20 protein-coding genes and 1 riboswitch are annotated in these 22,225 nt (G+C 72.3%); of the genes, 13 read left to right on the top strand and 7 right to left on the bottom strand.

The window, feature by feature from the left end; genetic code table 11:
- The 6 genes from PWG71_RS14210 (at position 1) to PWG71_RS14185 (ending at position 6,584) form a co-directional block, all read left to right on the top strand.
- Positions 1–1,599, top strand: a complete 1,599-nt coding sequence (locus PWG71_RS14210) for a protein phosphatase 2C domain-containing protein (protein ID WP_274810162.1) — start codon at positions 1–3, stop codon at positions 1,597–1,599.
- On the top strand, positions 1,583–2,923 hold the full coding sequence (locus tag PWG71_RS14205) for a vWA domain-containing protein (RefSeq protein WP_274810161.1): 1,341 nt from the start codon (positions 1,583–1,585) through the stop codon (positions 2,921–2,923). Before PWG71_RS14210 ends, PWG71_RS14205 begins: the two co-directional genes overlap by 17 nt.
- A gap of 9 nt (positions 2,924–2,932) precedes the next feature.
- Entirely contained in the window at positions 2,933–3,667 is a 735-nt protein-coding gene (locus PWG71_RS14200; protein ID WP_274810160.1) for an FHA domain-containing protein, read from the top strand.
- A 231-nt stretch (positions 3,668–3,898) separates the two neighbouring features.
- Positions 3,899–5,251: a hypothetical protein gene (locus PWG71_RS14195; RefSeq protein WP_274810187.1), complete on the top strand. Its 1,353-nt coding sequence runs from the start codon at positions 3,899–3,901 to the stop codon at positions 5,249–5,251.
- Between the two features lie 26 nt (positions 5,252–5,277).
- Positions 5,278–6,117, top strand: a complete 840-nt coding sequence (locus tag PWG71_RS14190) for a glutamate ABC transporter substrate-binding protein (protein ID WP_274810159.1) — start codon at positions 5,278–5,280, stop codon at positions 6,115–6,117.
- 152 nt (positions 6,118–6,269) lie between these two features.
- Entirely contained in the window at positions 6,270–6,584 is a 315-nt protein-coding gene (locus tag PWG71_RS14185; protein WP_274810158.1) for a DUF6221 family protein, read from the top strand.
- Between the two features lie 17 nt (positions 6,585–6,601).
- On the opposite strand, the gene PWG71_RS14180 is transcribed toward PWG71_RS14185, so the two are convergent.
- Positions 6,602–7,297, bottom strand: a complete 696-nt coding sequence (locus PWG71_RS14180) for an HAD family hydrolase (protein ID WP_274810157.1) — start codon at positions 7,295–7,297, stop codon at positions 6,602–6,604.
- A 93-nt stretch (positions 7,298–7,390) separates the two neighbouring features.
- Complete coding sequence (idi, locus tag PWG71_RS14175) at positions 7,391–7,933, bottom strand: isopentenyl-diphosphate Delta-isomerase (RefSeq protein ID WP_274810156.1); 543 nt, start codon at positions 7,931–7,933, stop codon at positions 7,391–7,393.
- Between the two features lie 142 nt (positions 7,934–8,075).
- Here idi and PWG71_RS14170 point away from each other — a divergent pair, with 142 nt between their 5' ends.
- Entirely contained in the window at positions 8,076–9,539 is a 1,464-nt protein-coding gene (locus PWG71_RS14170) for an SDR family oxidoreductase (RefSeq protein ID WP_274810155.1), read from the top strand.
- Between the two features lie 278 nt (positions 9,540–9,817).
- On the opposite strand, the gene PWG71_RS14165 is transcribed toward PWG71_RS14170, so the two are convergent.
- Together PWG71_RS14165 and PWG71_RS14160 are read right to left on the bottom strand one after the other, a co-directional pair.
- Positions 9,818–10,468: a response regulator gene (locus tag PWG71_RS14165; protein ID WP_274810154.1), complete on the bottom strand. Its 651-nt coding sequence runs from the start codon at positions 10,466–10,468 to the stop codon at positions 9,818–9,820.
- Positions 10,469–10,520: 52 nt separating this feature from the next.
- Positions 10,521–11,711, bottom strand: a complete 1,191-nt coding sequence (locus PWG71_RS14160; RefSeq protein WP_274810153.1) for a sensor histidine kinase — start codon at positions 11,709–11,711, stop codon at positions 10,521–10,523.
- 167 nt (positions 11,712–11,878) lie between these two features.
- On the opposite strand from PWG71_RS14160, the gene PWG71_RS14155 reads away from it, so the two are divergent.
- Positions 11,879–13,042, top strand: coding sequence for a DUF418 domain-containing protein (locus tag PWG71_RS14155; RefSeq protein WP_274810152.1), 1,164 nt, complete (start codon positions 11,879–11,881; stop codon positions 13,040–13,042).
- 329 nt (positions 13,043–13,371) lie between these two features.
- On the opposite strand, the gene PWG71_RS14150 is transcribed toward PWG71_RS14155, so the two are convergent.
- Together PWG71_RS14150 and PWG71_RS14145 are read right to left on the bottom strand one after the other, a co-directional pair.
- Positions 13,372–13,656: a ubiquitin-like small modifier protein 1 gene (locus tag PWG71_RS14150; protein ID WP_274810151.1), complete on the bottom strand. Its 285-nt coding sequence runs from the start codon at positions 13,654–13,656 to the stop codon at positions 13,372–13,374.
- A gap of 1 nt (position 13,657) precedes the next feature.
- Positions 13,658–14,758, bottom strand: coding sequence for a WD40/YVTN/BNR-like repeat-containing protein (locus tag PWG71_RS14145; RefSeq protein ID WP_274810150.1), 1,101 nt, complete (start codon positions 14,756–14,758; stop codon positions 13,658–13,660).
- A 449-nt stretch (positions 14,759–15,207) separates the two neighbouring features.
- Between PWG71_RS14145 and PWG71_RS14140 the strand changes: the two genes are divergently transcribed.
- A complete protein-coding gene (locus PWG71_RS14140; protein WP_274810149.1) occupies positions 15,208–15,810 on the top strand; it encodes a TetR/AcrR family transcriptional regulator in 603 nt (200 codons plus the stop codon).
- 244 nt (positions 15,811–16,054) lie between these two features.
- On the opposite strand, the gene PWG71_RS14135 is transcribed toward PWG71_RS14140, so the two are convergent.
- A complete protein-coding gene (locus PWG71_RS14135) occupies positions 16,055–16,984 on the bottom strand; it encodes an MFS transporter (protein WP_342455974.1) in 930 nt (309 codons plus the stop codon).
- Between the two features lie 205 nt (positions 16,985–17,189).
- Positions 17,190–17,374: riboswitch (cobalamin riboswitch) on the top strand.
- Positions 17,375–17,580: 206 nt separating this feature from the next.
- Between PWG71_RS14135 and PWG71_RS14130 the strand changes: the two genes are divergently transcribed.
- The 4 genes from PWG71_RS14130 to mmsB are packed head-to-tail and all read left to right on the top strand — an operon-like array spanning position 17,581 to position 22,218.
- The gene (locus PWG71_RS14130) at positions 17,581–19,080 is read left to right on the top strand and encodes a CoA-acylating methylmalonate-semialdehyde dehydrogenase (protein WP_274810148.1); all 1,500 of its coding nucleotides are present in this window, start codon (positions 17,581–17,583) and stop codon (positions 19,078–19,080) included.
- A 5-nt stretch (positions 19,081–19,085) separates the two neighbouring features.
- Positions 19,086–20,225 carry an acyl-CoA dehydrogenase family protein gene (locus PWG71_RS14125; RefSeq protein WP_274810147.1) on the top strand — a complete coding sequence of 380 codons (1,140 nt, stop codon included), beginning with the start codon at positions 19,086–19,088 and terminating at the stop codon, positions 20,223–20,225.
- The gene (locus PWG71_RS14120) at positions 20,225–21,304 is read left to right on the top strand and encodes an enoyl-CoA hydratase/isomerase family protein (RefSeq protein ID WP_274810146.1); all 1,080 of its coding nucleotides are present in this window, start codon (positions 20,225–20,227) and stop codon (positions 21,302–21,304) included. Before PWG71_RS14125 ends, PWG71_RS14120 begins: the two co-directional genes overlap by 1 nt.
- Positions 21,301–22,218 (top strand): 3-hydroxyisobutyrate dehydrogenase, encoded by a 918-nt coding sequence (gene mmsB / locus PWG71_RS14115; RefSeq protein ID WP_274810145.1) that lies wholly within the window; start codon positions 21,301–21,303, stop codon positions 22,216–22,218. The genes PWG71_RS14120 and mmsB overlap by 4 nt, the downstream gene beginning before the upstream one ends.
- Positions 22,219–22,225: the final 7 nt, after the last annotated feature.

Below are 22,225 nucleotides of genomic sequence, written 5' to 3'. Positions count from 1 at the left end.
ATGACGATGGTGCGGACCTGCCCGGGGTGCGCCGACAAGGTGTCAGCGGGCGACGCCTTCTGCGAGAGCTGTGGCCGACCCCTGACCGAAGAGGCGCGACAGGCCCCGGCCGAACGCCCCGACACGGTGCCGACCACCCCTCAGGAGAGCCTGGCGTCCGAAGGGGCGCGGCCCGATCTGATCGCGCCCGACGGCGGGCCCACGGCACCCCAGGTGAGCCTGTACGGCACCGATCGGTACGGGGGGTCGTCCCGGGACGCGACATCGTCGGGGGCGACCGCGCGGGAGGAGAGCGATCCTCAGGGCGTCTACCGCACCGTGAACCCGGCCGACGTCACGGTCGCGGGGGTCATCCCCTCGGACGCCACCCCCCGCACGGGCACGCCTTCGGGCGAAGGTCGTACGGGTGCGCCTTCGGGTTCCACGGCGCCTGCCGGCTCGCGCACGGGCACGCCTTCCGGGGCCACCGCGCCCTCGGGGGCGCCCGTGCCGGGCGCGCCGCCCGCCGACGCCCCCCGGGCCGGCGGCCGCTCCCTCACCGAGAGCCTCGCCGTGGACGACGACTGGAACGTCATCGACTCGCTGGTCACCCAGCCCGTGCGCCGCGATCCACCGCCCCCCGCCCCCGCGCCGGGGCCCGCCCGCGAGAAGGTCGTCCCCGACTGGCCCCCGCCCTCCGGTGCCGGACCCGTCCAACCCACCAATCCCGACCTGTGCGTGTGGTGTCCGGGCCGGGTCCTGGACGGGTACTGCGAGAAGTGCGGTTTCCTCCAGCCCACCGGACGCGATCACGTCGAGGTGCGCGCCCGGACCGTCGTCGGGGTCAGCGACCGCGGCCTGAGACATCGGCGCAACGAGGACGCCATGGCCATCCGGGTCGTCCCCGACGACTCACCGCACGCCCCCGGCGTCGTGTGCGCCGTGGTCTGCGACGGCGTCTCCAGTTCGCCCCGCTCCGACGAGGCCTCCCGGATCACCGCCGAGACCGGCGCCACCGTCCTGGTCGAGCAGGTGCGGCGCGGCGTCGACGCCCGCGAGGCCACCGGCGTGGCCATGACCCGGGCCGCCGAGGCCGTCGCCGCCATCGCCGAGTCCCCGAGTTCGGCACCGGCGTGCACCTTCGTCTCCGCCGTGGTCGACCCCGTGGCGGGCACCGTCACCGTCGGCTGGGTCGGCGACAGCCGCGCCTACTGGCTCTCCGGTGGTCCCTCCTCCAGCGCCTCCGCCCTGCTCACACGGGACGACTCCTGGAGCGAGGCGATGGTGCAGATGGGCGCGCTGTCCCGGGAGGAGGCGATGCGCTCGGCCAACGCGCACGCCCTCATCGCGTGGATGGGCGCCGACTCCGGTGAGATCGACGCGCACATCTCCACCGTCACGCCCACCGGCCCCGGGACCGTCCTGCTGTGCAGCGACGGCCTGTGGAACTACTACCCCGAGGCGAGGGCCCTGACCGAGGTGGTGCCCGGGGCGGGCACCAGACCGCTGGAAGCGGCCCGTACCTACGTCCGCCTCGCCCTCGAAGGGGGCGGAAAGGACAACATCACCGTCGTCGTCGTTCCCGTGACAGCAGGGGGTCCCCGTGCCGGACAGGGCTGAGCACGTCGCAGAGCCGGAATTCCGGGTGGAGGTCGACCAGAACCGGTTCCTTCCCCTGGGCGGAAGAGAGGTGCACGCGGTCGTCGGTGTCACCTCCAGCGGCCCCGTGCTCGTCGGTTCGGACGTCCAGGCCTCCCAGGTGATCATCATCGACACCTCCGGCTCCATGTACGGGGAGAAGATCAACGCGGCCAAGAAGGCGGCCCGCGCGGCCATCGAGGCCCTGCGCGACGGCGTGCGCTTCGCGGTGATCGCCGGACACCGACAGGCCGAGATGATCTATCCCCCGGGGGACTTCCTGGCCACGGTCGACCCGACCACCCGCGCCGAGGCGCTGGACGCGGTCGGCCGGCTGCGCGCCGACGGCGGTACCCGGATGGGCGCCTGGCTCACCAGGGCCGCCGCACTGTTCGCCACCGTCGAAGGCGGTGTCAAACACGCCATCCTGCTCACCGACGGACAGAACAACGAGGTCGCCGCCGAATTCGAGCGGGTCCTGGCGGGCGTCTCGGGAAGGTTCGTCTGCGACTGCCGGGGTGTGGGCACCGACTGGAAGGTCGACGAACTGCGCAAGATCGACTCCGCCCTGCTCGGCGGTGGCCCCGGCATCATCGCCGACCCCGCCGACATGGTCGCGGACTTCCGGGAGATGACGCGGGCCTCCATGGGCAAGGCCGTGGCCGACGTGGCGCTGCGTCTGTGGACCCCGCAGAACGCCGTGGTGCGCTACGTCAAACAGGTCGCCCCCACCGTCCTGGACCTCACCGATCGCGGTGTGGAACGCGTGCCCCAGGCGAAGGATCACCCCACCGGCTCCTGGGGTACGGAGAGCCGCGACTACCACGTCTGCGTGGAGGTCTCCTCGGGCGATCCCGGACGCCAACTGCGCGCCGGCTGGGTGCGTGTGGTCCTCCCCGGCGTCGACGGGGCCCCGGACAGGGTCCTGGCCTCCGGTAACATCCTCGCGGAGTGGACCTCGGACGAGAACCGGGCCACGGAGATCAACCCTCGCGTGGCCCACTACACGGGTCAGGTGGAACTGGCCCGGGCCATCCAGGACGGGCTGGAGGCCCGTCGCGCGGGTGACGAGGACACCGCGACGACGCGGTTGGGCCGCGCCGTGGCGCTCGCCGACGAGTCGGGCAACGAGGAGACCGCGAAACTTCTGAGGAAGGTGGTCGACGTCCTCGATCCGGTCACCGGTACCGTTCGGCTCAAGCCCGGGGTCGACAAGATCGACGAGATGACACTGGACACCAACTCGACCCGAACCGTGCGGACCCGGCCCTCGGGGCCGGACGACGGCGCCCCCGGACCCGGGTAGGAGGGAACCATGCCGAGTTGCCCTTCCGGGCACCATTCCGTGGCGATCGATTTCTGTGACGTCTGCGGGCTGCGCCTCCAGGTGTACGAACCCGCACCGCCACCCTGGTCGCAGCGGCCGTCGACTTCGCACACGCCGCCGACGGCCGACATCCCCCAGCCGAACCGGCCGCCGCGGCAGGCCCCTCCACCGCCGCCGCGCCGGTCCTCCGGCGCGCCCAGGGGAGGACCGTGCCCGGAGTGCTCGACCCCCAGGACCGGGCGGTTCTGTGAGGAGTGCGGATACGATTTCGCCTCCCATCAGCGCCAGGACCCCGCGAGCGGGCCGGCGGCGATCAGGGTGGGCTGGCGGGCCACCGTCACGGCCGACCCCGCGTACTACCAGTACATGGTGAACCAGGGCATGCTCGATCCCACCCGGATCCCCTTCCCCTCCAGTATCCGACCGCGCAGGGTGGACCTCCGAGGAGAACGGGTGCACATCGGGCGGGCCAGCGCCTCCCGCGGGTTCACCCCCGAGATCGACCTGGGCGGCCCCGGCGGGGACCCCGCGATCTCCCACGTCCACGCGATCCTGGTCTCCCGCCCCGGCGGCTCCTGGGTGCTGGTCGACCCGGGGTCGACCAACGGGACCACGGTCAACGGGACCGACAACCCCGTCGCCCCCAACGTGGAGGTCCCGCTCAACGACAACGATCGGATCTATGTCGGTGCATGGACCGTCATCATCCTCCAGAAGGGGTGAGCCCCGTTGATTCCCTCCCATCCCGACCGGGCCCGGCGCGGACCCGGCACGCCGCCGGGACCGAGCACCGGGCCGGTCGCACCGGGCGACGGCACCGGACCGCCCCGGGGTGTCCCCGCCGGCAAGGGCGGTCGCACCGGCACCTACGCCCGCGACGGGTGGTCCCGGCTTCGCCGCTGGTCGACCACCACCCCCGCGCGGGTGTGGACTTTGAGCGTCCTGTGCGCCGCGATGATCGTCGGACTGTTCGCCTCGGCCACCTCGACCCTCGACCAGGCCCGTAACGGCTTGGACGTGCTCGGACGCGGGGCCGGCCCCCAGGCGATGGCGACCACCGAGCTGTACCTGGCTCTGGCCGACATGGACGCGCGCGTCGCCGACGTACTCCTCATGGGCACCGACCACGACCTCGGGTCGGGTCGTGAGGACGCACTCGCCCAGTACGAGGCCAGCCGGGAACAGGCCAACGAGGTGCTTTTGCAGGCGGCGTCGCTCACCGAGGGCGACACCGTGGAAGAGCGCAACGTCCAGGAGGTCCTGGACGGCCTGGGAGTCTACGAACGGCTCGTCACCGAGGCCCTGTTGCGCAACGACGAGGCCCAGGCCCCGCCCGGTGAGGCGGACGAGCGGGCGCTGGGGTCGTACCGGTCGGCGACCCTGATGATGCACACCGAACTGCTGCCCAAGGCGTTCAACCTCGGGTTGGACTCCTCGGCGATCGTGCGCGCCAACCACGAGGACGGCCAGGCGTCCGTCGCCCTGGGCCTGGCGTGGGTCGGCGGTGTCGGGGTGGCCGTGCTCGTGGCGCTGTTCGCCTTGCAGGTGTACCTGCGGGTGCGGTTCCGCCGCCGGTTCAACCTGCCCCTGATCGGCGCCTCGGTGCTCACCGTGGGACTCACCCTCGGGGTCGTCCTGGCGCTGGTCAGCAGTGGCGGGCACCAGCGGGACGCCAAGGAGGAGGGGCTGGACGCGGCGATGTCGCTGGCGCGGGGCGGGGCCATCGCCACCGACATGCAGGCCGACCAGAGCCGCTACCTGCTCGACCCGGAGCAGGCCGACAACCACCAGCAGGTGTACCTGGAGCGGGCACAGCAGGTCCTGTTCCGCCCGGTGAACAACCTGGCCGACTACTACGAGGCCATCGACGGGGTCACCGCCGCCTATCCCGAACTCCCCGGTGCGGACGGCTCGGACCCCGACGACCCCGGCACCCTCGGCTACCTGGGGGAGCGGGCGCACGACGCCCTGTTGCCCGGGCAGGAGGACCGGTTGGCGCAGGTGCTGACGGCCTACAACGAGCTCCAGGCCCAGGACCGGGAACTGCGCGAGGCGGTGCGGGAGGGCGACGTCGAGGCCGCGATCTCGATCCGTATGAACATCGCCCACTCCGAGGACGGCGCCTTCGTCACCTATGAGCGGGCGCTCGACGGTCTCACCGAGGACCACGAGGAGGAGTTCACCCGGGGCATCGGGCGCGGTGACGCGGTCCTGGCCCCGTGGACGTGGCTGCTGCCGGTCGGTTCGCTCCTGCTGCTCCTGCTCGTCGCGCTCGGGGTGCGTCCCCGGCTGGCCGAGTACCGCTGATCCCCCGAGAGACAAGGAACAGGTCGATGAGGTTTCGACACCGTCGCGTCGCCGCGGCGGCGGCCCTGGCCACCGCCGCGGTGGTCGGGTTGCCCGCCTGTTCGGCGGTGCTGGACGGAGAGGAATCGCTGGTCGACGCCGACTCGCTCGTCGTGGGCGTCAAGGCGGACCAGCCCGGGTTGGGGCTGGAGACGGAGAACGGCGGGTTCGAGGGCTTCGACGTCGACGTGGCCCTGTACATCGCCGACCGTCTCGGCATCCCCGGGGAGAACGTGGAGTTCGTGGGGGTCACCTCCGCCGAACGCGAGGAGAAACTGCTGAACGGCGAGGTGGACATGGTCGTGGCGACCTACTCCATCACCCCGGGGCGCAAGACCCAGGTGACCTTCGGCGGCCCCTACTACGTCGCCAAACAGGACGTTCTGGTGCGCGCGGAGGACACCGACATCCAAGGCGTGCGCGACCTGGACGGGATGTCGGTGTGCCAGGGCGCCGGATCCAACTCGGCGGCGCGCATCACCGAGGGCCTGGGCATTCCGGTGGAGCGGGTGGAGGGGGAGACCTACAGCGACTGCATCGCGCAGTTGCGCGACGGACGGGTGGACGCGGTCTCCACCGACAACCTCATCCTGGCCGGCTTCCTCGCCGAGGACCCCGGCGCGTTCCGGTTCGTCAACAACCCCTTCACCGACGAGAAGTACGGCGTCGGTCTCCCCTACGGGGACATCGAGGCCTGTGAGGCGGTCAACAAGGCCATCAGCCGCATGTACCAGGAGGGGGAGGCGACAGGGATGCTGGACCGCTGGTTCGGCAACACCGACCTGGAGATGGTGCACAGCGTCCCCCAGTTCGAGGGGTGCGACTGATCCCCGGTGCGTTCGGTGGGAGCGGGTGGTGCCGCTCCCACCGGTGTGTTCGGCGTGACCGAGGGCGGCCCGCATGCGGTGGCCCGCGCGGGGGATATGGCAGATACTGAACCTTGTGTAAGGCTTTGGGGGCCCAGGATGGGAGTTGTCCGTTGACCATCGTCGAGTTCCTGAGCGCGCGCCTGGACGAGGACGAACGCGCGTCGAAGGCCGTACCCGTGGGAGCACGCGGCCGGGACCGGGCGTTGGCCGAGGTCGCCGCCAAGCGCAAGATCGTCGGAGGGTATCTGCGCGCCCACCACGCCAGCATGCGCAGCCTCCAGCCGACGCTCGCCGGGGCGCCCTCCGTCCCCCCGCGCCAGGGGGAGGACCCCTGGTCCGAGCTGCTGGCCTGGCGGTTGGCCGTGAAGTATCTGGCCGCCGTCTATCGCGCTCACCCCCAGTACGACCACTCCTGGGAGGAATGAGGGCGAGGGGCGGGGGCTCAGGGACCCGGGGTCGCCAGCAGCGCCGCCACGGTCTCGGCCAGATCGCCTCCGGTCGCGTCCGGGGCGCCGAACACCGCCGGGAACCTTCCCTCCAGGTGCGCCGACCAGCCCGTGACCCACCCCGCGCGGGCCGCCCCGGCCACATCCCACCCGTGCGCCGTCACCAGCGCGATCCGTCCCGGGGCCACGCCCAGGGAACGCGTCGCCCCGAGATAGGCCTCCGGGGCGGGCTTCCAGACCCGGTCCGGGCCGCCGTCCCCGAGGTGCTCCAACAGCCCCTCCAGGCCGGCCCGATCCACCAACGCGGCGGTCGTGGCCGGATCCGTGTTGCCGAGGGCCACCGCCCGCGGCCCCGCCTCGCGCACCGCCGTCAACGCCGCCGCGGCCTCCCGACGCGGCTCCAACGAGGACAGCCCGTCGAAGATCGCGTCCTCCGCGCCCGGGGCGATCTGATGACCGGTGATGTCGCGCAAGGATCCCCGCACCACGTCCTCGAACGACCGGTCGCCCCCGACCAGGGCCAGGGCGAACACGTCGCGGCTCAGATGATCGGCCCACCGGCCCATCAGGACCCGGGGGATGCCCGCCTCACGGAACCGCCACTCCAACGGGGCCAAGGGGAAAAGGGTGTCGAGGACATCGAAGACGACGACGGCCGGACGCGCGGACCGACCCGGGGGGTGAGTGGACATCGGGGCGACTCCAGGGGGAGGCGGAACCAGGGACAGGGGGCCTGTCGCCCGGATTCCTACCCCGATCCGGCGGTCACCCCGCCCCTGGCCGGGTCACGTCGACAACCGGGCCAGCAGGGGGATCTGCTCCACCGCCCACGGGCTGAACGCCCACGGGGTGTGTTCGGCGGCCACCACCAGATCGGACCACTCCGCCCACACGAACTGGGCCACCTCGGCCGGGTCCGGGTCCGGGACGTCGTCGGTGCGCGCCCAGAACACCGGGCAGAACTCGTTCTCCACGAGCCCCTCGGCCGACACCGCGCGGTACCGGAAGTCCGGCAGGGCGGGCAGCACCTCCGTGAGGGTCAGCCCCAACTCCTGGCCCACCCGGCGGCGCACCGCCTCCTCCAACCCCTCACCCGGGGCCGGGTGTCCGCAACAACTGTTGGTCCACACCCCCGGCCAGGTGGTCTTGTCCAAGGCCCGGCGGGTCATCAGGACCCGCCCGGCACCGTCCCGGACGTAGCAGGAGAACGCCAGGTGGAGCGGGGTGTCGGCGGTGTGCACGGTCGCCTTGTCCGCCGAACCCACCGGGCGGTGGTCGTCGTCGAGCAGGACCACGAACTCGCGCTCCGCGGTCGTCGGTCGGGTCACCGGTCATCCCCCTTGGCGCGGCAGGGCCCGCGCGTCGTATGTCTCCCCGGCGTTCACCGTACCCGGGTACCGGGCCGGTGCGCATAAGGTTCCTGTTGGCCGAGAGTCGGGCCGACGGGACATCTCAGTGGAGTGAACGGTGATGACGGAGACGAACACGGCGACCGCCCCGGAGGAGGCGGGCGCGATCGATGTCGAGGACATGCGCGTGTGCCTGGAGGTGATCGCCCGGGTCGGCTCCCTGCCCAGTGACCACCCCGACTCCCTCAACCTCCAGCGGGCCTGCTCCAAGCTCTTCAAGGCGGTCAAGGAGAACCGCCGCAGAGAGCGCCGGAAGGCCCGCAAGGACCACGACGAAGCCGTGTTCGCCGCGACCGCGACCGCCGCCCCCGACCGCATCGACGACGAGACCAACGGGCGGGCCCTCACCGGCGGTGGCGCCCCCGGGGAACTCGCCGGTGTGCTGCGCAAGGCGCGCGCCTGCTACGTCTGCAAGCAGAGGTACCGCGAGGTCGACTCCTTCTATCACCAGCTGTGCCCGACCTGCGCCGCCTTCAACAGGGAACGCCGTCACGCCCGCACCGACCTCACCGGCCGGCGGGCCCTGCTCACCGGCGGGCGCGCCAAGATCGGCATGTACATCGCGCTGCGTCTGCTGCGCGACGGGGCGCACACCACCATCACGACCCGGTTCCCCAACGACGCCGTCCGGCGCTTCTCCGCGATGCCCGACAGCGACCGGTGGTTGCACCGACTCCGGGTCGTCGGCATCGACCTGCGCGACCCCGCCCAGGTCCTGCGCTTGGCCGATGAGGTGACCGCCCAGGGGCCGCTCGACATCCTCATCAACAACGCCGCCCAGACGGTGCGGCGCTCACCGGCCTCCTACGGGCCGCTCATCGAGGCGGAATCGCACCCGCTCGTCGGGGACCACCTCCCGAGCCCTCTCGTCCTGGGCGGGGTGAGCCCGCGCGCCCTGGAGACCGCCGACGCGCTCGACCGCAACGTCCTCACGCCGGAGATGCTCACCTCTCTGGCGCTCACCACCGGTTCGGCTTCGCTGGACCGGGTGCGCGCCGGCACCGCGATCGACGCCGGCGGGCTGCTCCCCGACCTGGCCCCGGAGAACAGCTGGACCGACCGGATCGGCGACATCGAACCCGTCGAGATGCTCGAAGTGCAGCTCTGCAACGTGACCGCCCCGTTCCTCCTCGTGGACCGGCTGCGCCCGGCGTTGGCCGCCTCGCCCGCGCGGCGCACCTACATCGTCAACGTGTCCGCGATGGAAGGGGTGTTCGGCCGCGGTTACAAGGGGCCGGGCCACCCGCACACCAACATGGCCAAGGCCGCGCTCAACATGCTCACCCGCACCAGCGCACAGGAGATGCTGGAGGCCGACGGCATCCTCATGACCAGTGTCGACACCGGGTGGATCACCGATGAGCGACCCCACCCCGACAAGGAGCGGATGGCCGAGGCCGGGTTCCACGCGCCCCTGGACCTGGAGGACGGGGCCGCGCGCGTGTACGACCCCATCGTCCGCGGTGAGGGCGGCGAGGACCTGCACGGGTGCTTCCTCAAGGACTACGCCCCCGCCAACTGGTGACCGGGTCGGACCAGGCCCGGAGCACGGGGCGGACCGGGGAACCGATCCGCCCCGCCGACCGCTCCACGGCCTGGAAGCCCCCTCCCGGGTGAAGCCGCCGGTGACCGAGGCGGAGGGGTCCCGTCGGCCCGCCCGGGCCGGGTCCACCCGAACGAAGGTGCCGGTCGCGCCGTGCGCGGGCGGTGAGGGCGGCCTTCCGGGACGGTCGTGCATCGGGGGAACGCGGTGACGGGGCGGTTCGGGCGGGGATGCGCCCGACATCGGCATGAGGGCGTCGCTCACTCCGCGTGTCCGTTGCGGAAGGCCCAGGCCACCAGTTCGGCCCGGTTGCGGGTGCCCAGCTTGCCCTGGATGCTCGCCAGGTGGGTCTTCACCGTGCTCACCGTGACCCGCAGCCGTGCGGCGATCTCGGTGTTGGTCCGGCCCCGCGCCACGACCCGGGCGATCTCCAGCTCCCGTGGGGTGAGGCCGCCGTCGTCACGGATCCGCGCAGGCCGGTCGGGGGCGGTGAAGTGCCGGATCAGCCGGACCGTGATCTCCGGTGAGATCAGCGCGTCCCCGCGGACCGCGGCCCGTACCGCCTCCACCAGCAAGGCCGCCCCGGCGTCCTTGAGCAGGAAGCCGACGGCGCCCGCCGACAGCGCGGCGTGCACGTACTCGTCCAGGTCGAAGGTGGTCACCACGACCACCTTCACCGGATCCTCCACTCCTGGACCGGCCAGTCGGCGGGTGGCCTCCAGGCCGTCGATGCCCGGCATGCGGATGTCCATGAGGACGACGTCGGGGCGTGACTCCCGGGCGAGCCGGACCGCCTCCAGTCCGTCGCCGGCCTCGCCGACCACCTCGATGCCGTCCTCGGCCTCCAACATGTAGCGGAACCCCGTCCGCACCATCTGCTGGTCGTCGGCCAGCAACACCCGAATGCCCATTCCGTGCCCCCGTTCTGCTTACACTCTGCCCTGCGCGGGGTCGCCGCGGAGGTTATCCACAGGGCCTTCGCGGGAGCAGCGCGCTCACCTCCCAGCCGTGTTCCGCCGGGCCCGCGGTCAGCTCCCCGCCGAGCAGACGGGCCCGCTCGGCCATGCCCACCAGACCGAAACCACCGCCGCCACCGCCGCCGGTGGCGCGTCCGTCGTCGCGTACCGTGATCCGCACCCGCTCCCCGGTCGCGGTCACCGCCACCTCCACCCGGGTGGCGCCGCGCGCGTGCCGCCGGGCGTTGGTGACCGATTCCTGTGCGATCCGCAGGAGCGCGGTACCGATCTCCGGGGACAGCTCGCTCAGAGGAGCCTCGACCCGTACGGTGACCCCGGGACCGCCCGGGGCCTGCGCCAGCCGGGCCAGCCCGTCCGCGACATCGGACATCAGGGGGACCTCGTCGGGCCCCCGGAGCCGGGACACCATGGCGCGCATGGAGTCCAGGGCGCGTATCCCGGCCGCCTCGATGTCCGGCAGCGCCCGCACCACGGTCTCCGGACGGTCGGCGGAGATCCGGCGCAGCGCCTGGGCCTGGACGACGATCCCGGTGACCTCGTGGGCCACCACGTCGTGCAGGTCGCGGGCGACCGCCAGCCGTTCCTGGGACCGGGCCCGCTCGACGTGGTACTCCCGCTGGTGTCCGCGCCACCGCAGGTACAGGCCGGGCGCCAGCCCCACCAGGACCATCAGCAGGGCCGTGGTGACCGTGTCGCCCGCCCCCTCCCGCAGCTGATCGGAGGAGGCGGCCAGGAAGGCGGTCACCGCCACCGCGCCGATCCACCGGGGACCGCAGCGCAGGCCCACCACGGCCAACGCCAGGAACAGGGCGAAGGCCTCCGAGACGGCGATGGGGTACCCGAACATCCCCTTGGGCAGGGGCCACAGAGCCACCGACGTCGCCGTCACGACCAGTGCGGCGGCCAGTGCGGCCGTGCCCACCGCCGTCGCCCCGGCCCGGGGCCGCAGCGCCGTCAGCGCCAGCGCCCCGCCCACCGCCCCGGAGATCGCGGGCGCCAGGTCCCAGGGGCCCCGCGGCGGCCCCGGCCAGGCGGTCGCGTTCCGGTTGTCGTACACCATGAGCAGGTCCCCGACCACGGCCAGGAGGAGCAGCCCGGCCGTGATCCCCACGAGGGCCCGGGCGGGCCATCCTTCCCGAGGTGCGCCGAGCACGGCGACGATCCTGTTCAGCGGCATGGCCTCAGCCTAGATCGACGCCCCTCGCCCGACCTCCGCCGAAAGGACGAGACGGGACCCCGCTCTTTCGGCCGATGCGCGGAGCGGGGGCGCGGGCGAGTCTGGAAGGGTCGTCCGGTCCGTGCCGGGCGACGGACGCGAACGACGCGGATGGAACGGGGGGTTCGATGACGGAGACGATCGGGGTGGTGCGGCCGCCGACGGCGGAGGGGACGCGGGTGGCGTTCCTCGACATCGCGCGGGCGCTGGCGATGATCGGCGTGGTCATGATGAACGTGACCGTCGTCGTCTTCTCGGCGGAGAGCGCGGGGGGCCGGCCGATGGACACCCTCACCTCCGTGGTGAACGGCGCGCTGTCCCTGCTCATGTCGGGCAAGGCGCGGGCGATGCTCATGGTGCTGCTCGGCATCGGCGCGGTGCTGGCCTGGCGGGCGGCGGAGCGGCGCGGGGACCGACCGATGGTGGTGATGCTGCGTCGTTACGCGGTGCTCGGGCTGCTGTTCGGCGTTCCGCACCTGCTGGTGTTCTCCGGGGACATCCTCACCCACTACTCCGTCACCGCGCTGGTCCTGGCGCCGTTGATGCCCCTGCTGCTCGCGGGCGGCCGGACCCGGCCGCTGATCGCGGCGCTGTTCGCCCTCGCGATCGCGCCGTTCGTCGAGCACGCGGTCCCCCTGTCCGGCGAATGGGCGGTGCTGCTCCCGCTGGTGCCGCAGACCCTCGGCTTCTTCTGTGTCGGCGTGTGGCTGGCCCGCAGACCCGAACTGGACCCGGCGACGGCGGAGGAGCCCTCCCGGCTGCCCGCGGGCATGGTGTGGACCGGCCTGGCCGGGCAGATCCTCGGGATCGCCGTGATGTTCGGTTCCGACCTGTTGTTCCCCATGGAGTTCGACGCCGACGGCGTGCCGGTGCTCGGTCCCGAAGGGATGCCCGTGGTGGACCCCGCCGCGGGGCTGCTCACCTCGGTCGCCGGAACCCTGATGGGCCTGGGCGGCGCCCTGTTCTACCTGGGGCTCGTGTGGTGGTCGGTGCGCAGGCGCGGGGCGGCGGCCCGCGCGCTGGGGGTCCTGGCCCCACTGGGACGCATGACGCTCACCGTGTACCTGGGCGGCACGGCCGTCTTCCTCCTGGTGATGGGCCCCTGGGAGACACGGATCCCCATGCTCGCCCAGTACGCCCTGGCCGCCGGGTACTTCGCCGTGATGCTGGTCTTCGCCCACCTGTGGTCGGCCCGGTTCCGGTACGGCCCCCTGGAGTGGCTGTGGCGCCTGCTCACCCACCTGCGCCCCCTGCCGATGCGCCGCCGACCACGGACGTCCCGCGCGTACTGACCACCGGGGTCGGCCACGGTCACGGCCACCGCGATCGGAGGGACGCGAGAGGGGCTTCGAGGTCCGTGCCGACCGCGGCGTCCTCGGGACCGGGCCCTCGACGCCGTGCGGCCGCCCATGTCGACGTCCGGCCGCGCCGTCACCCGGGGGACGGCGCGGCCGCCGCGCCGAGCGGCCCGACGCCGTGCGGCCGACCATGTCACCACCGGGCGGAGGTACGGCCGCCGCCGGACCGTGGCCCCCGCTCACCGCCCACGGTCGGCAACGGACCGGCGGTTCGCGGTCGACGGTGCTTCTCCTCACGGTGCCCGGGGGCCGCGCCAGGCGCCCTAACCGCCGGCGACGGAGGGCAGGACACGGATGTCGGCGCCCTCCGGGACCGGTGTGTCCAACCCCCCGAGCGCGCGGCACTCGTCGGTGTTCACGAACACGTTGACGTAACGACGCAACCGCCCCTGCTCATCGCGGATGCGCCGGTCCAGGCCGGGGTGCTCCGCCACCAGCGTGTCCAGCACATCGCGCAGCACCGCCGGTGGGCCGACGTCCACGGGCAGGTGGGCGGCGCCCCCGGCGTCCGCCCGCAACAATCCGGGAAGGTGGACCGTCACGCCCATCTCACACCTCCACCGCGCGCACGCAGAGCACGTCCGGCAGGTGGGCGGCCACCCGGTGCCAGGGCCCGCCGTCGTCGGCCGCGTACACGTCCCCGGTGCGGGTGCCGAAGTAGAAGCCGGGAGCCTCGGCCCCGTCGGTACAGGCCGCGTCGCGCAGCACGATGCCGAAGTACGGTTCCTCCGGCAGACCCTCGACGGCCGGCGACCAGCGCTCGCCCGCGTCCTCGGTCCGGTACACGCCCAGTCGGTGGTCCGGCGGCAGGTGGACCTCCTGGCTGATCACGGGGAAGTTCAAAGCCGTCCCCGGCCTGTGGGGGTGGGCGACCATCGCGAACCCGAAGTCGACGGGCAGGCCCTTCTCGACGGCCCGCCACCCTTCTTCGGCGGGCCGGTCGGACCGGTAGACCCCGTGGTGGTTCTGGGCGTACATCGACCCATCGGCGGCCAGGGCCACCTTGTGCACGCACTGGCCGTACTCCGGTTCCTCCTCGGGCAGGAAGCCCGCGGAGATGCCCCGGTTGGCCGGCGCCCAGCTCGTCCCGCCGTCCCGGGTCTGATAGACCCCGCCGGTGGACATGGCCACGGTCATCGCCTCGGGTGAGCGTTCGCCGACGCCCACCACCCCGGGCAGGACCGTGTGCACCGCCCCACCGCCGGCACCGGGGAACCAGTCGGCGCGGTGCGGGTGGTCCCACAGGGCGCGGACGAGCTCGAAGCTCAGGCCGCCGTCGGTGGAACGGAACAGCGCGTGCGGTTCCACTCCGGCGTAGACGGTGCCGGGGGTGTCGCCGAAGGCGAACTGCCAGACCCGGGTGAGCGAGGCGTCGGTGTCCTCGGGGAAGACGATGGGCGCGGACTCGGGTTCGTGCCAGCTCGCGCCTCCGTCGTCGCTGTACCAGACGCTCGGGCCGAAGTGCGAGCTCTCCGCTCCGGCCAGGACGCGTCCGGTGTGCGGGTCGATCCCCACCGCGTACACCGCGCTCATGCTCGCGTGATCGGCGCTGTCGAGCCGGTGCGGCCCGGTCATCCTCCAATCGCGACGATTCTCGCCGGAGGCCGTGAACAACCCCTTGCGCGTGCCGATGACCAGTGAATACGCCATGTTCAGCTCCACTCGGTGAAAGAGGTCACATCACTGTCGCACGGCGAGGGGACATTCCGGGGCCCATGACCGAACGGGAGGTTCCGGTCATCGATGAGACTTCAATAGTTAGGAACCCGAACGATTTACCTTGGGTGGTGAATTGGTGGCACCCGGAAAAACCATCGTGGGGGAGTCATAACCTCCAGGTGGTAGGAAACCTTATGCGCCAGGCGGATTCATGTATCGGGGTACAGCGGTTGTCAGACCAGGGTCGCTCTGCAATAAAATTCCGCCCCAACCGGCATCACCGTACGGGACGGGGCCTGAGCCCGTGCGGATGCGTTCCGAAACCCGAATCAGGCAAGACGACTTCCCGCTCTCCCGGTCCTCAGGGGGCGTTTCAGGACTACCGTCCCAATGGTCCTGCGTCCCCGGCAGAACCGGGTCCACTCGATAGGGTCCGCCTCATGCATCACCCCCCCGACACACTTCACGCTCGCAAACGTCGCAAGGCCCGGGCCATGATCGTGTCAGCGGCGTTCCAGCTCTTCGCCGAGCACGGATTCGACAACGTCACGGTCGCGGCCATCGCCGAACGTGCCGAGGTCGGCCGCACGACCTTCTTCCGCTACTTCGGCGACAAACAACAGGTGTTGTTCGCCGAGGAGGGGGCCGAGGTCGAACGCCTGTGCTCCTACGTGCGGGACAAGGCCCCCAGCCCCCTGGGCGACGACCTGGGTGCCGCCATCGAACTGCTCCGAGAGGCGTGCGTCGCCACCCGCCCCCACTCCTCGCTGTCCCCGGCCCATTCGGCCGTCCTGGTCCGCCTGCTCCGTGAGAGCACCGACCTGCGCTCCCGTTATCTGCTCACCCGTCAGCAACGGGCCACCCGTCTGGCGGGGGCGTTGATGGAGGTGGGCGCCCCTGAGAACGTGGCGGTCCTGGCCTCGCACATCGCGATGGCCTGCGAGCTGACCGCGATGCGGCTGGCCCAGAGCCCGGACGTCTTCCCCGACCGTATGGACGAGGCCTACACGCTCCTGGGGCCGCTGAGCGGCGGGGCCCGCTAGGCCGTGTTCCGTGGATGCCGCCCGTCGCGAAAGGAAGGTCGTCCGCCGCGGGCCGTCCTTCGCGGACCTTCCGAGGGTGGACGGGCGGGGGTTCCGGTGCGTTCATCGCAAGGCCGAGGAAGGAGTCGGCTCTCCCGTCGACCGATGAGAACGCCGCGAGAGAAGGTGCCGTCGGGTGACGGGCGGGCGAGCCGGTGCGTCGCGCAGCAGGGCGGGCATCCGCGGAACAGGCCGGAGGAGGGGTTCACACGTCGTATTCGCGTATCAGGCGGGTGAGCCTGCGGCCGAAGAACACGACGACGACCAGACCGACCGCACCGAGGAGGACATAGGGGGCGCGTAACGCGCCCTCGTGTCCCGTCAGCGGGGTGAGGACGGCGACCATCACCCCGCCCGCCGCCATGCCCAGGGCGCTGACACCCCGGCTCACCGTGTGCATGGCGGCGTTGACCCTCCCGAGAAGCCGGTCGGGGGTGATCCGCTGGCGGATGGAGACCATCGCCACCGCGTAGTCGAGGATGAGCCCGCTGGTCACGAGGTGGCCGACGGCGACCACCGGGGTCAGGGGAAGCGCCGCGACCACGCAGTGGACCAGGCTCGTCGCGGTCAGACAGACCACCGGCAGGGTTCCGGGCGCAAGCACCGACCGCGGGAAGGACACCGACTGCCCGCCGATGACCCCGCCGACCGCGGCGAACGCCATGAGCAGGCCGAACCCGGCCGGCCCCGGGTCGAGCACGTCCCGGACGAACAGCACCTGGGTGGACGGGGCGGTGGCGTGGCACCCGTTGACGAACAGGGCGATGCCCGCGACCGGTCGCAGCAGCGGCTGCTCCAGGATGGCCCGTACCCCTTCGGTGAGGTCGGCGTCGACGCCTCGCGACCCTCGTCGTTCGCGGGTCGGGGCCTCCCCGTTCGGGTCCACCACGCGCACCCGGGCCAAGGCCAGGACCGATATGAGCAGCGCGGCGACGTTGAGCACGAACGGCGCGAACAGGCCGATGGATATGAGCAGGCCGCCCACGGGCCGACCGTTGAACTCCTGGACGACGAGGGCCCCGGTGCGCAGATCGCCGTTGGCGCGCTCCAGCCGCTCCCGGGGACCAACGACGCGACGACCGTCTCCGAGGCGGTGTCGTAGCAGATCCCACGGCCACGGTCGCGGCGCCGGCATCCGGATCGGCGGCGCGCGGGGTGCCCCGGGCGTCGGCCGGACGGAACGCCCTGCCGTGCGCCTCCTGCCCCGGCGTACCTCTCGGTTCCAGCAACGGGAGGCGGAGCCGGCCCGGCTCGACGACCTCCCGGACCGCTTCCGGGAGGACGGCCGGCGCCCCGCGCCGCAGGGCTCGGAAATTCCGACGGCACGACCCTGGATTTACTTGGACGTCCAACTATATGGTGGGGGCGCAAGGCCGCGGTGTCAGGGAAGCCGGTGAGAATCCGGCACGGTCCCGCCACTGTGACCGGGGAGCGATCCCTCACGACGCCACTGGTGCGAACCGGGAAGGCGGGGGAGGCGCGCAGAACCGGGAGTCAGGATACCGGCCGCGGTTTTCGAGTACGTGCGGTCCACGAGGATGGAGCGAACACGCATGACGACGCACCGCGCCCGGACGACCCGCCCATGGCGGGCGACGCGACGGCATCACTGAACCCACCACCCCACCACCCTCGGGGTGGCGGTCGGCCGTACCACCGCACACGGCCCCCGTTCCGCATGCCTCCTCCCATGCCTCGCCTCCATGACCTCCACAAGAGAGCCGGTGTCCCATGGTCCGTGTCCTGACGCACTTCGTTCACGGGGAACGTTCCCCCGGTCGTTCGACGACCTTCGGGGACGTCTTCGACCCCAATACCGGGAAGGTCCAGGCCAGGGTCCCCCTGGCCGACCGGGCCGAGACGGAGTCGGTCATCGCCGACGCGGTCGCCGCCCAGGTCGAGTGGGGTTCCTGGAACCCGCAGCGCCGCGCCCGGGTCCTCCTCCGGTTCCTCCAGCTGGTCGAGTCCGAGCGGGACGAGATCGCCCGCCTGCTGTCGGCCGAGCACGGCAAGACCGTCCCCGACGCCCACGGCGACCTCCAGCGCGGACTGGAGGTGGTCGAGTTCGCGGCGGGCATCCCGCACCTGATCAAGGGCGAGTTCAGCGATGACGCCGGAACCGGCATCGACGTCCACTCGCTCCGGCAGCCGCTGGGCGTCGTCGCGGGCATCACCCCCTTCAACTTTCCGGCGATGATCCCGCTCTGGCAGGCGGCCCCCTCGCTGGCCTGCGGTAACGCCTTCATCCTCAAGCCCTCCGAACGCGACCCGTCCGTGCCGTTGCGCCTGGCCGAGCTGTTCGCCGAGGCGGGGCTGCCGCCGGGCGTCCTCAACGTCGTCAACGGCGGCAAGGAGACGGTGGACACCCTGCTCACCGACCCGCGCGTGGCCGCGGTCGGATTCGTGGGCTCCACCCCGATCGCCGAGTACGTGTACTCCACCGCAACCGCGCACGGCAAGCGCGCCCAGTGCTTCGGCGGTGCCAAGAACCACATGGTGGTCATGCCCGACGCCGACCTCGACCAGGCGGTGGACGCCCTGATCGGCGCCGGGTACGGTTCGGCCGGCGAACGTTGCATGGCGGTATCGGTGGCGGTCCCCGTCGGCGAGGAGACCGCCGACGCCCTGGTCTCCCGGCTCAAGGAGCGCATCGCCGACCTCCGGGTGGGCCCCTCGCACGACCCGCGGGCGGACTTCGGCCCCCTGGTGAGCGCGGACGCCCGCGACCGGGTCACCGGCTACGTCGACCTCGGTGTCGAGGAGGGCGCCGAGCTGGTCGTGGACGGTCGCGGTCACACCGTTCCCGGGTTCGAGGACGGCTACTTCGTCGGGGCCACCCTGTTCGACCGGGTCACCCCGGACATGCGGATCCACCGTGAGGAGATCTTCGGCCCGGTGCTGTCGGTGGTGCGCGCCGCCGACTACGAGGAGGCGCTGGCACTGGTCAACGGTCATGAGTACGGCAACGGCGTCGCCATCTTCACCCGCGACGGCGATACCGCCCGCGACTTCTCGCACCGCGTGGACACCGGCATGGTCGGCGTCAACGTGCCCATCCCGGTACCGGTCGCCTACCACACCTTCGGCGGCTGGAAGCGGTCCGCGTTCGGCGACCTCAACCAGCACGGACCCGACTCCATCCGGTTCCACACCCGCACGAAGACCGTCACCTCGCGCTGGCCTTCGGGGATCCGCGAAGGCGCGTCCTTCACCATCCCCGTGATGCGGTGACGGTCGTGACGACGCTCACCGAGGACCAGACGGCCCTGGTCGAGGCGGCCCGCGACTTCGCCCGCGAGCACCTGGCCCCGTACGCCGTCGAGTGGGACCAGGCCAAGCACTTCCCCGTGGACGTGCTCCGCAAGGCCGCCGGCATGGGCATGGGCGGGGTCTACGTCCGCGAGGACGCGGGCGGGTCGGGCCTGAGCAGGCTCGACGGCGTCCTCGTCTTCGAGGCGCTGGCCACGGGCTGCCCGTCCGTGGCCGCCTACCTGTCCATTCACAACATGGTCGCCTGGATGATCGACCGCTACGGCGACGCCGCCCAGCGAGCACGCCTGCTGCCGGGCCTGTGCTCCATGGACGTGCTGGGCAGCTACTGCCTGACCGAACCGGGCGCGGGCTCCGACGCGGCCGCCCTGAGCACCCGGGCGGTACCCGACGGCGGGGACCACGTGCTCACCGGCACCAAGCAGTTCATCTCCGGCGCCGGGGTGTCCGGCCTCTACATCGTCATGGCCCGTACCGGGGGTCCCGGCCCCTCGGGGGTGTCGGCGTTCATCGTGGACCGCGACGATCCCGGGCTGTCCTTCGGCGGCAACGAGGCCAAGATGGGCTGGAACGCCCAGCCCACCCGGCAGGTCGTCCTCGACGGCGTGCGGTCGCCCGCCGACCGCCTCCTCGGCGCGGAGGGCGACGGCTTCCGGATCGCCATGAACGGACTCAACGGCGGCCGGTTGGGCATCGCGGCCTGCTCCCTGGGCGGTGCCACCGCCGCGTTGGAGGCCGCCACCGCCTACCTGGGCGACCGGCGGGCGTTCGGCGGGCCGCTCATCAACGCCCAGGCCCTGCGGTTCCGGTTGGCCGAGATGGCCACCGAACTGGAGGCCGCCCGCTCCCTGGTGTGGCGGGCCGCCCGGGCCCTGGACGACGGCGATCCCGACGCCGCGCACCTGTGCGCGATGGCCAAGCGGTTCGCCACCGACGTCGGGTTCACCGTGGCCGACCAGGCGTTGCAGCTGCACGGGGGCTACGGATACCTCACGGAATACGGCATTGAGAAGATCGTGCGCGACCTGAGGGTGCACCGAATCCTGGAAGGGACCAACGAGATCATGAGCCTGATCATCGCTCGCGGACTGACCGGGGCCGCCTGATGTCCACCACCGAGGAGAAGGTCCTGGTCCGGGTCGAGGGACGACTCGGCCGCATCACCCTGAACCGTCCGCGGGCCATCAACGCCCTGGACCACGACATGGTCACAGCCCTGCGCACGGCCCTCACCGCCTGGGCGGACGACGACGCCGTCGTCGCCGTGCTCATCGACGGCGCGGGGGAGCGCGGCCTGTGCGCCGGCGGCGACATCCGCGCCATCTCCGCCAGTGCCCGCGAGGGCGACCGGGCGGCCGCCGCGTTCTGGCGCGACGAGTACCTGCTCAACGCGCAAATCTCGCGTTACCCCAAGCCGTACGTGGCGTTCATGGACGGTGTGGTCATGGGCGGCGGGGTCGGCGTGTCCGCGCACGGTTCGGTCCGTATCGTCACCGAGCGCTCGGTCGTGGGCATGCCGGAGACCACCATCGGGTTCGTGCCCGACGTGGGCGGCACCTACCTGTTGTCCCGGGCGCCCAGGGAATCGGGCACCCACCTGGCGCTCACGGCGGGTTCGGCGGACGCGGGCGACGCCATCGCCCTCGGCCTGGCCGACCACTTCGTGCCCGCCGATCGCCTGTCCGACCTGGCCGTCGCCCTCACCGAGGTCGTCTCGGCGGCCGACGTGGCGGACGCGGTGGGCCGGTTCGCCGAGACCGCGCCCGCACCGACCCTGCCCGGCCTCCGGTGGGTCGACGCCTGTTACACCGCCGACACCGCCGAGGAGATCGTGGCGCGGCTGCGCGACCACGGCGACCCGGCGGCGGCCACGGCCGCGGCCACGATCCTCGCGAAGTCGCCGACCTCGGTGAAGACCACCCTGGCGGCGTTGCGGCGGGCCCGGGGGCTCCCCGACCTGGAGACGGTCCTGGAACAGGAGTACCGGGTCTCCTTCGCGACGCTGTCCTCACCCGACCTGGTCGAGGGGATCCGCGCCCAGGTCATCGACAAGGACCGGAACCCCAAGTGGGTGCCGGACACCCTGGAGGGGGTCACCGACGAGGACGTGGCCCGCCACTTCCTCCCGGCCCCCGACGGCCCCCTGGGCCTGGCCGACCTCTTCGACGACGGAGGCACGCGATGACCCTGATCGGATTCGTCGGGCTCGGGAACATGGGCGGCCCCATGGCGGTCAACCTGGTCCGGGCCGGGCACGAGGTGACCGGGTTCGACCTGTCGGCCGAAGCGCTCGCCAAGGCCGTGGCCTCCGGGGTGCGCCCTGCGGGGTCGGCGGCCGAGGCGGTCGCCGGCGCCGACGTCGTCATCACCATGCTGCCGAGCGGACGCCACCTGCTGGCCGCCTACCGGGGCGTCGCCGACGCCCCCGGCCTGATCTCCTCCGCCCGGCCCGGGACCCTGTTCGTCGACTGCTCCACCGTGGACGTGGCCGACGCCCGCACGGCCGCCGACGAGGCGGAGGCCGCCGGGCACCGGGCGGTCGACGCCCCGGTGTCCGGCGGGGTGGTGGGCGCGACCGCCGGGACCCTCACCTTCATGGTCGGCGCACGGGACGAGGTGTTCGCCGAGGCCGAACCGGTCCTGGCGGTCATGGGCGGCCGGATCGTGCACTGCGGTGGGGCGGGGGGCGGCCAGGCCGCCAAGGTCTGCAACAACATGGTGCTGGCGTCGTCGATGATCGCGGTGAGCGAGGCGTTCGTGCTCGGCGAGCGGCTCGGTCTGACCCACGAGGCGCTGTACGACGTGATGTCCACGGCGTCGGCGCAGTGCTGGTCGCTCACCACCTACTGCCCGGTCCCCGGGCCGGTGCCGACCAGCCCGGCCAACGACGACTACCGGCCCGGCTTCGCGGCGTCACTGATGGCCAAGGACCTGGGGCTGGCGGTCAACGCGCTGCGCGACACCGGGACGGTGGCCGAGATCGGCTCCCGTGCGGCCGAGGTGTACGCGGGGTTCGCCGAGAACGGCGGGGCCGGGCGCGACTTCTCCGCGATCGTGGAGGTCGTCCGCGCCCGTTCCGAGCGGGACGCGCAAGACTGAGCCCGGT

The organism is Nocardiopsis sp. N85 (assembly GCF_028882275.1).
GTDB lineage: Bacteria > Actinomycetota > Actinomycetes > Streptosporangiales > Streptosporangiaceae > Nocardiopsis > Nocardiopsis lambiniae.
This window is presented reverse-complemented; position numbering and strand designations above follow the sequence as displayed.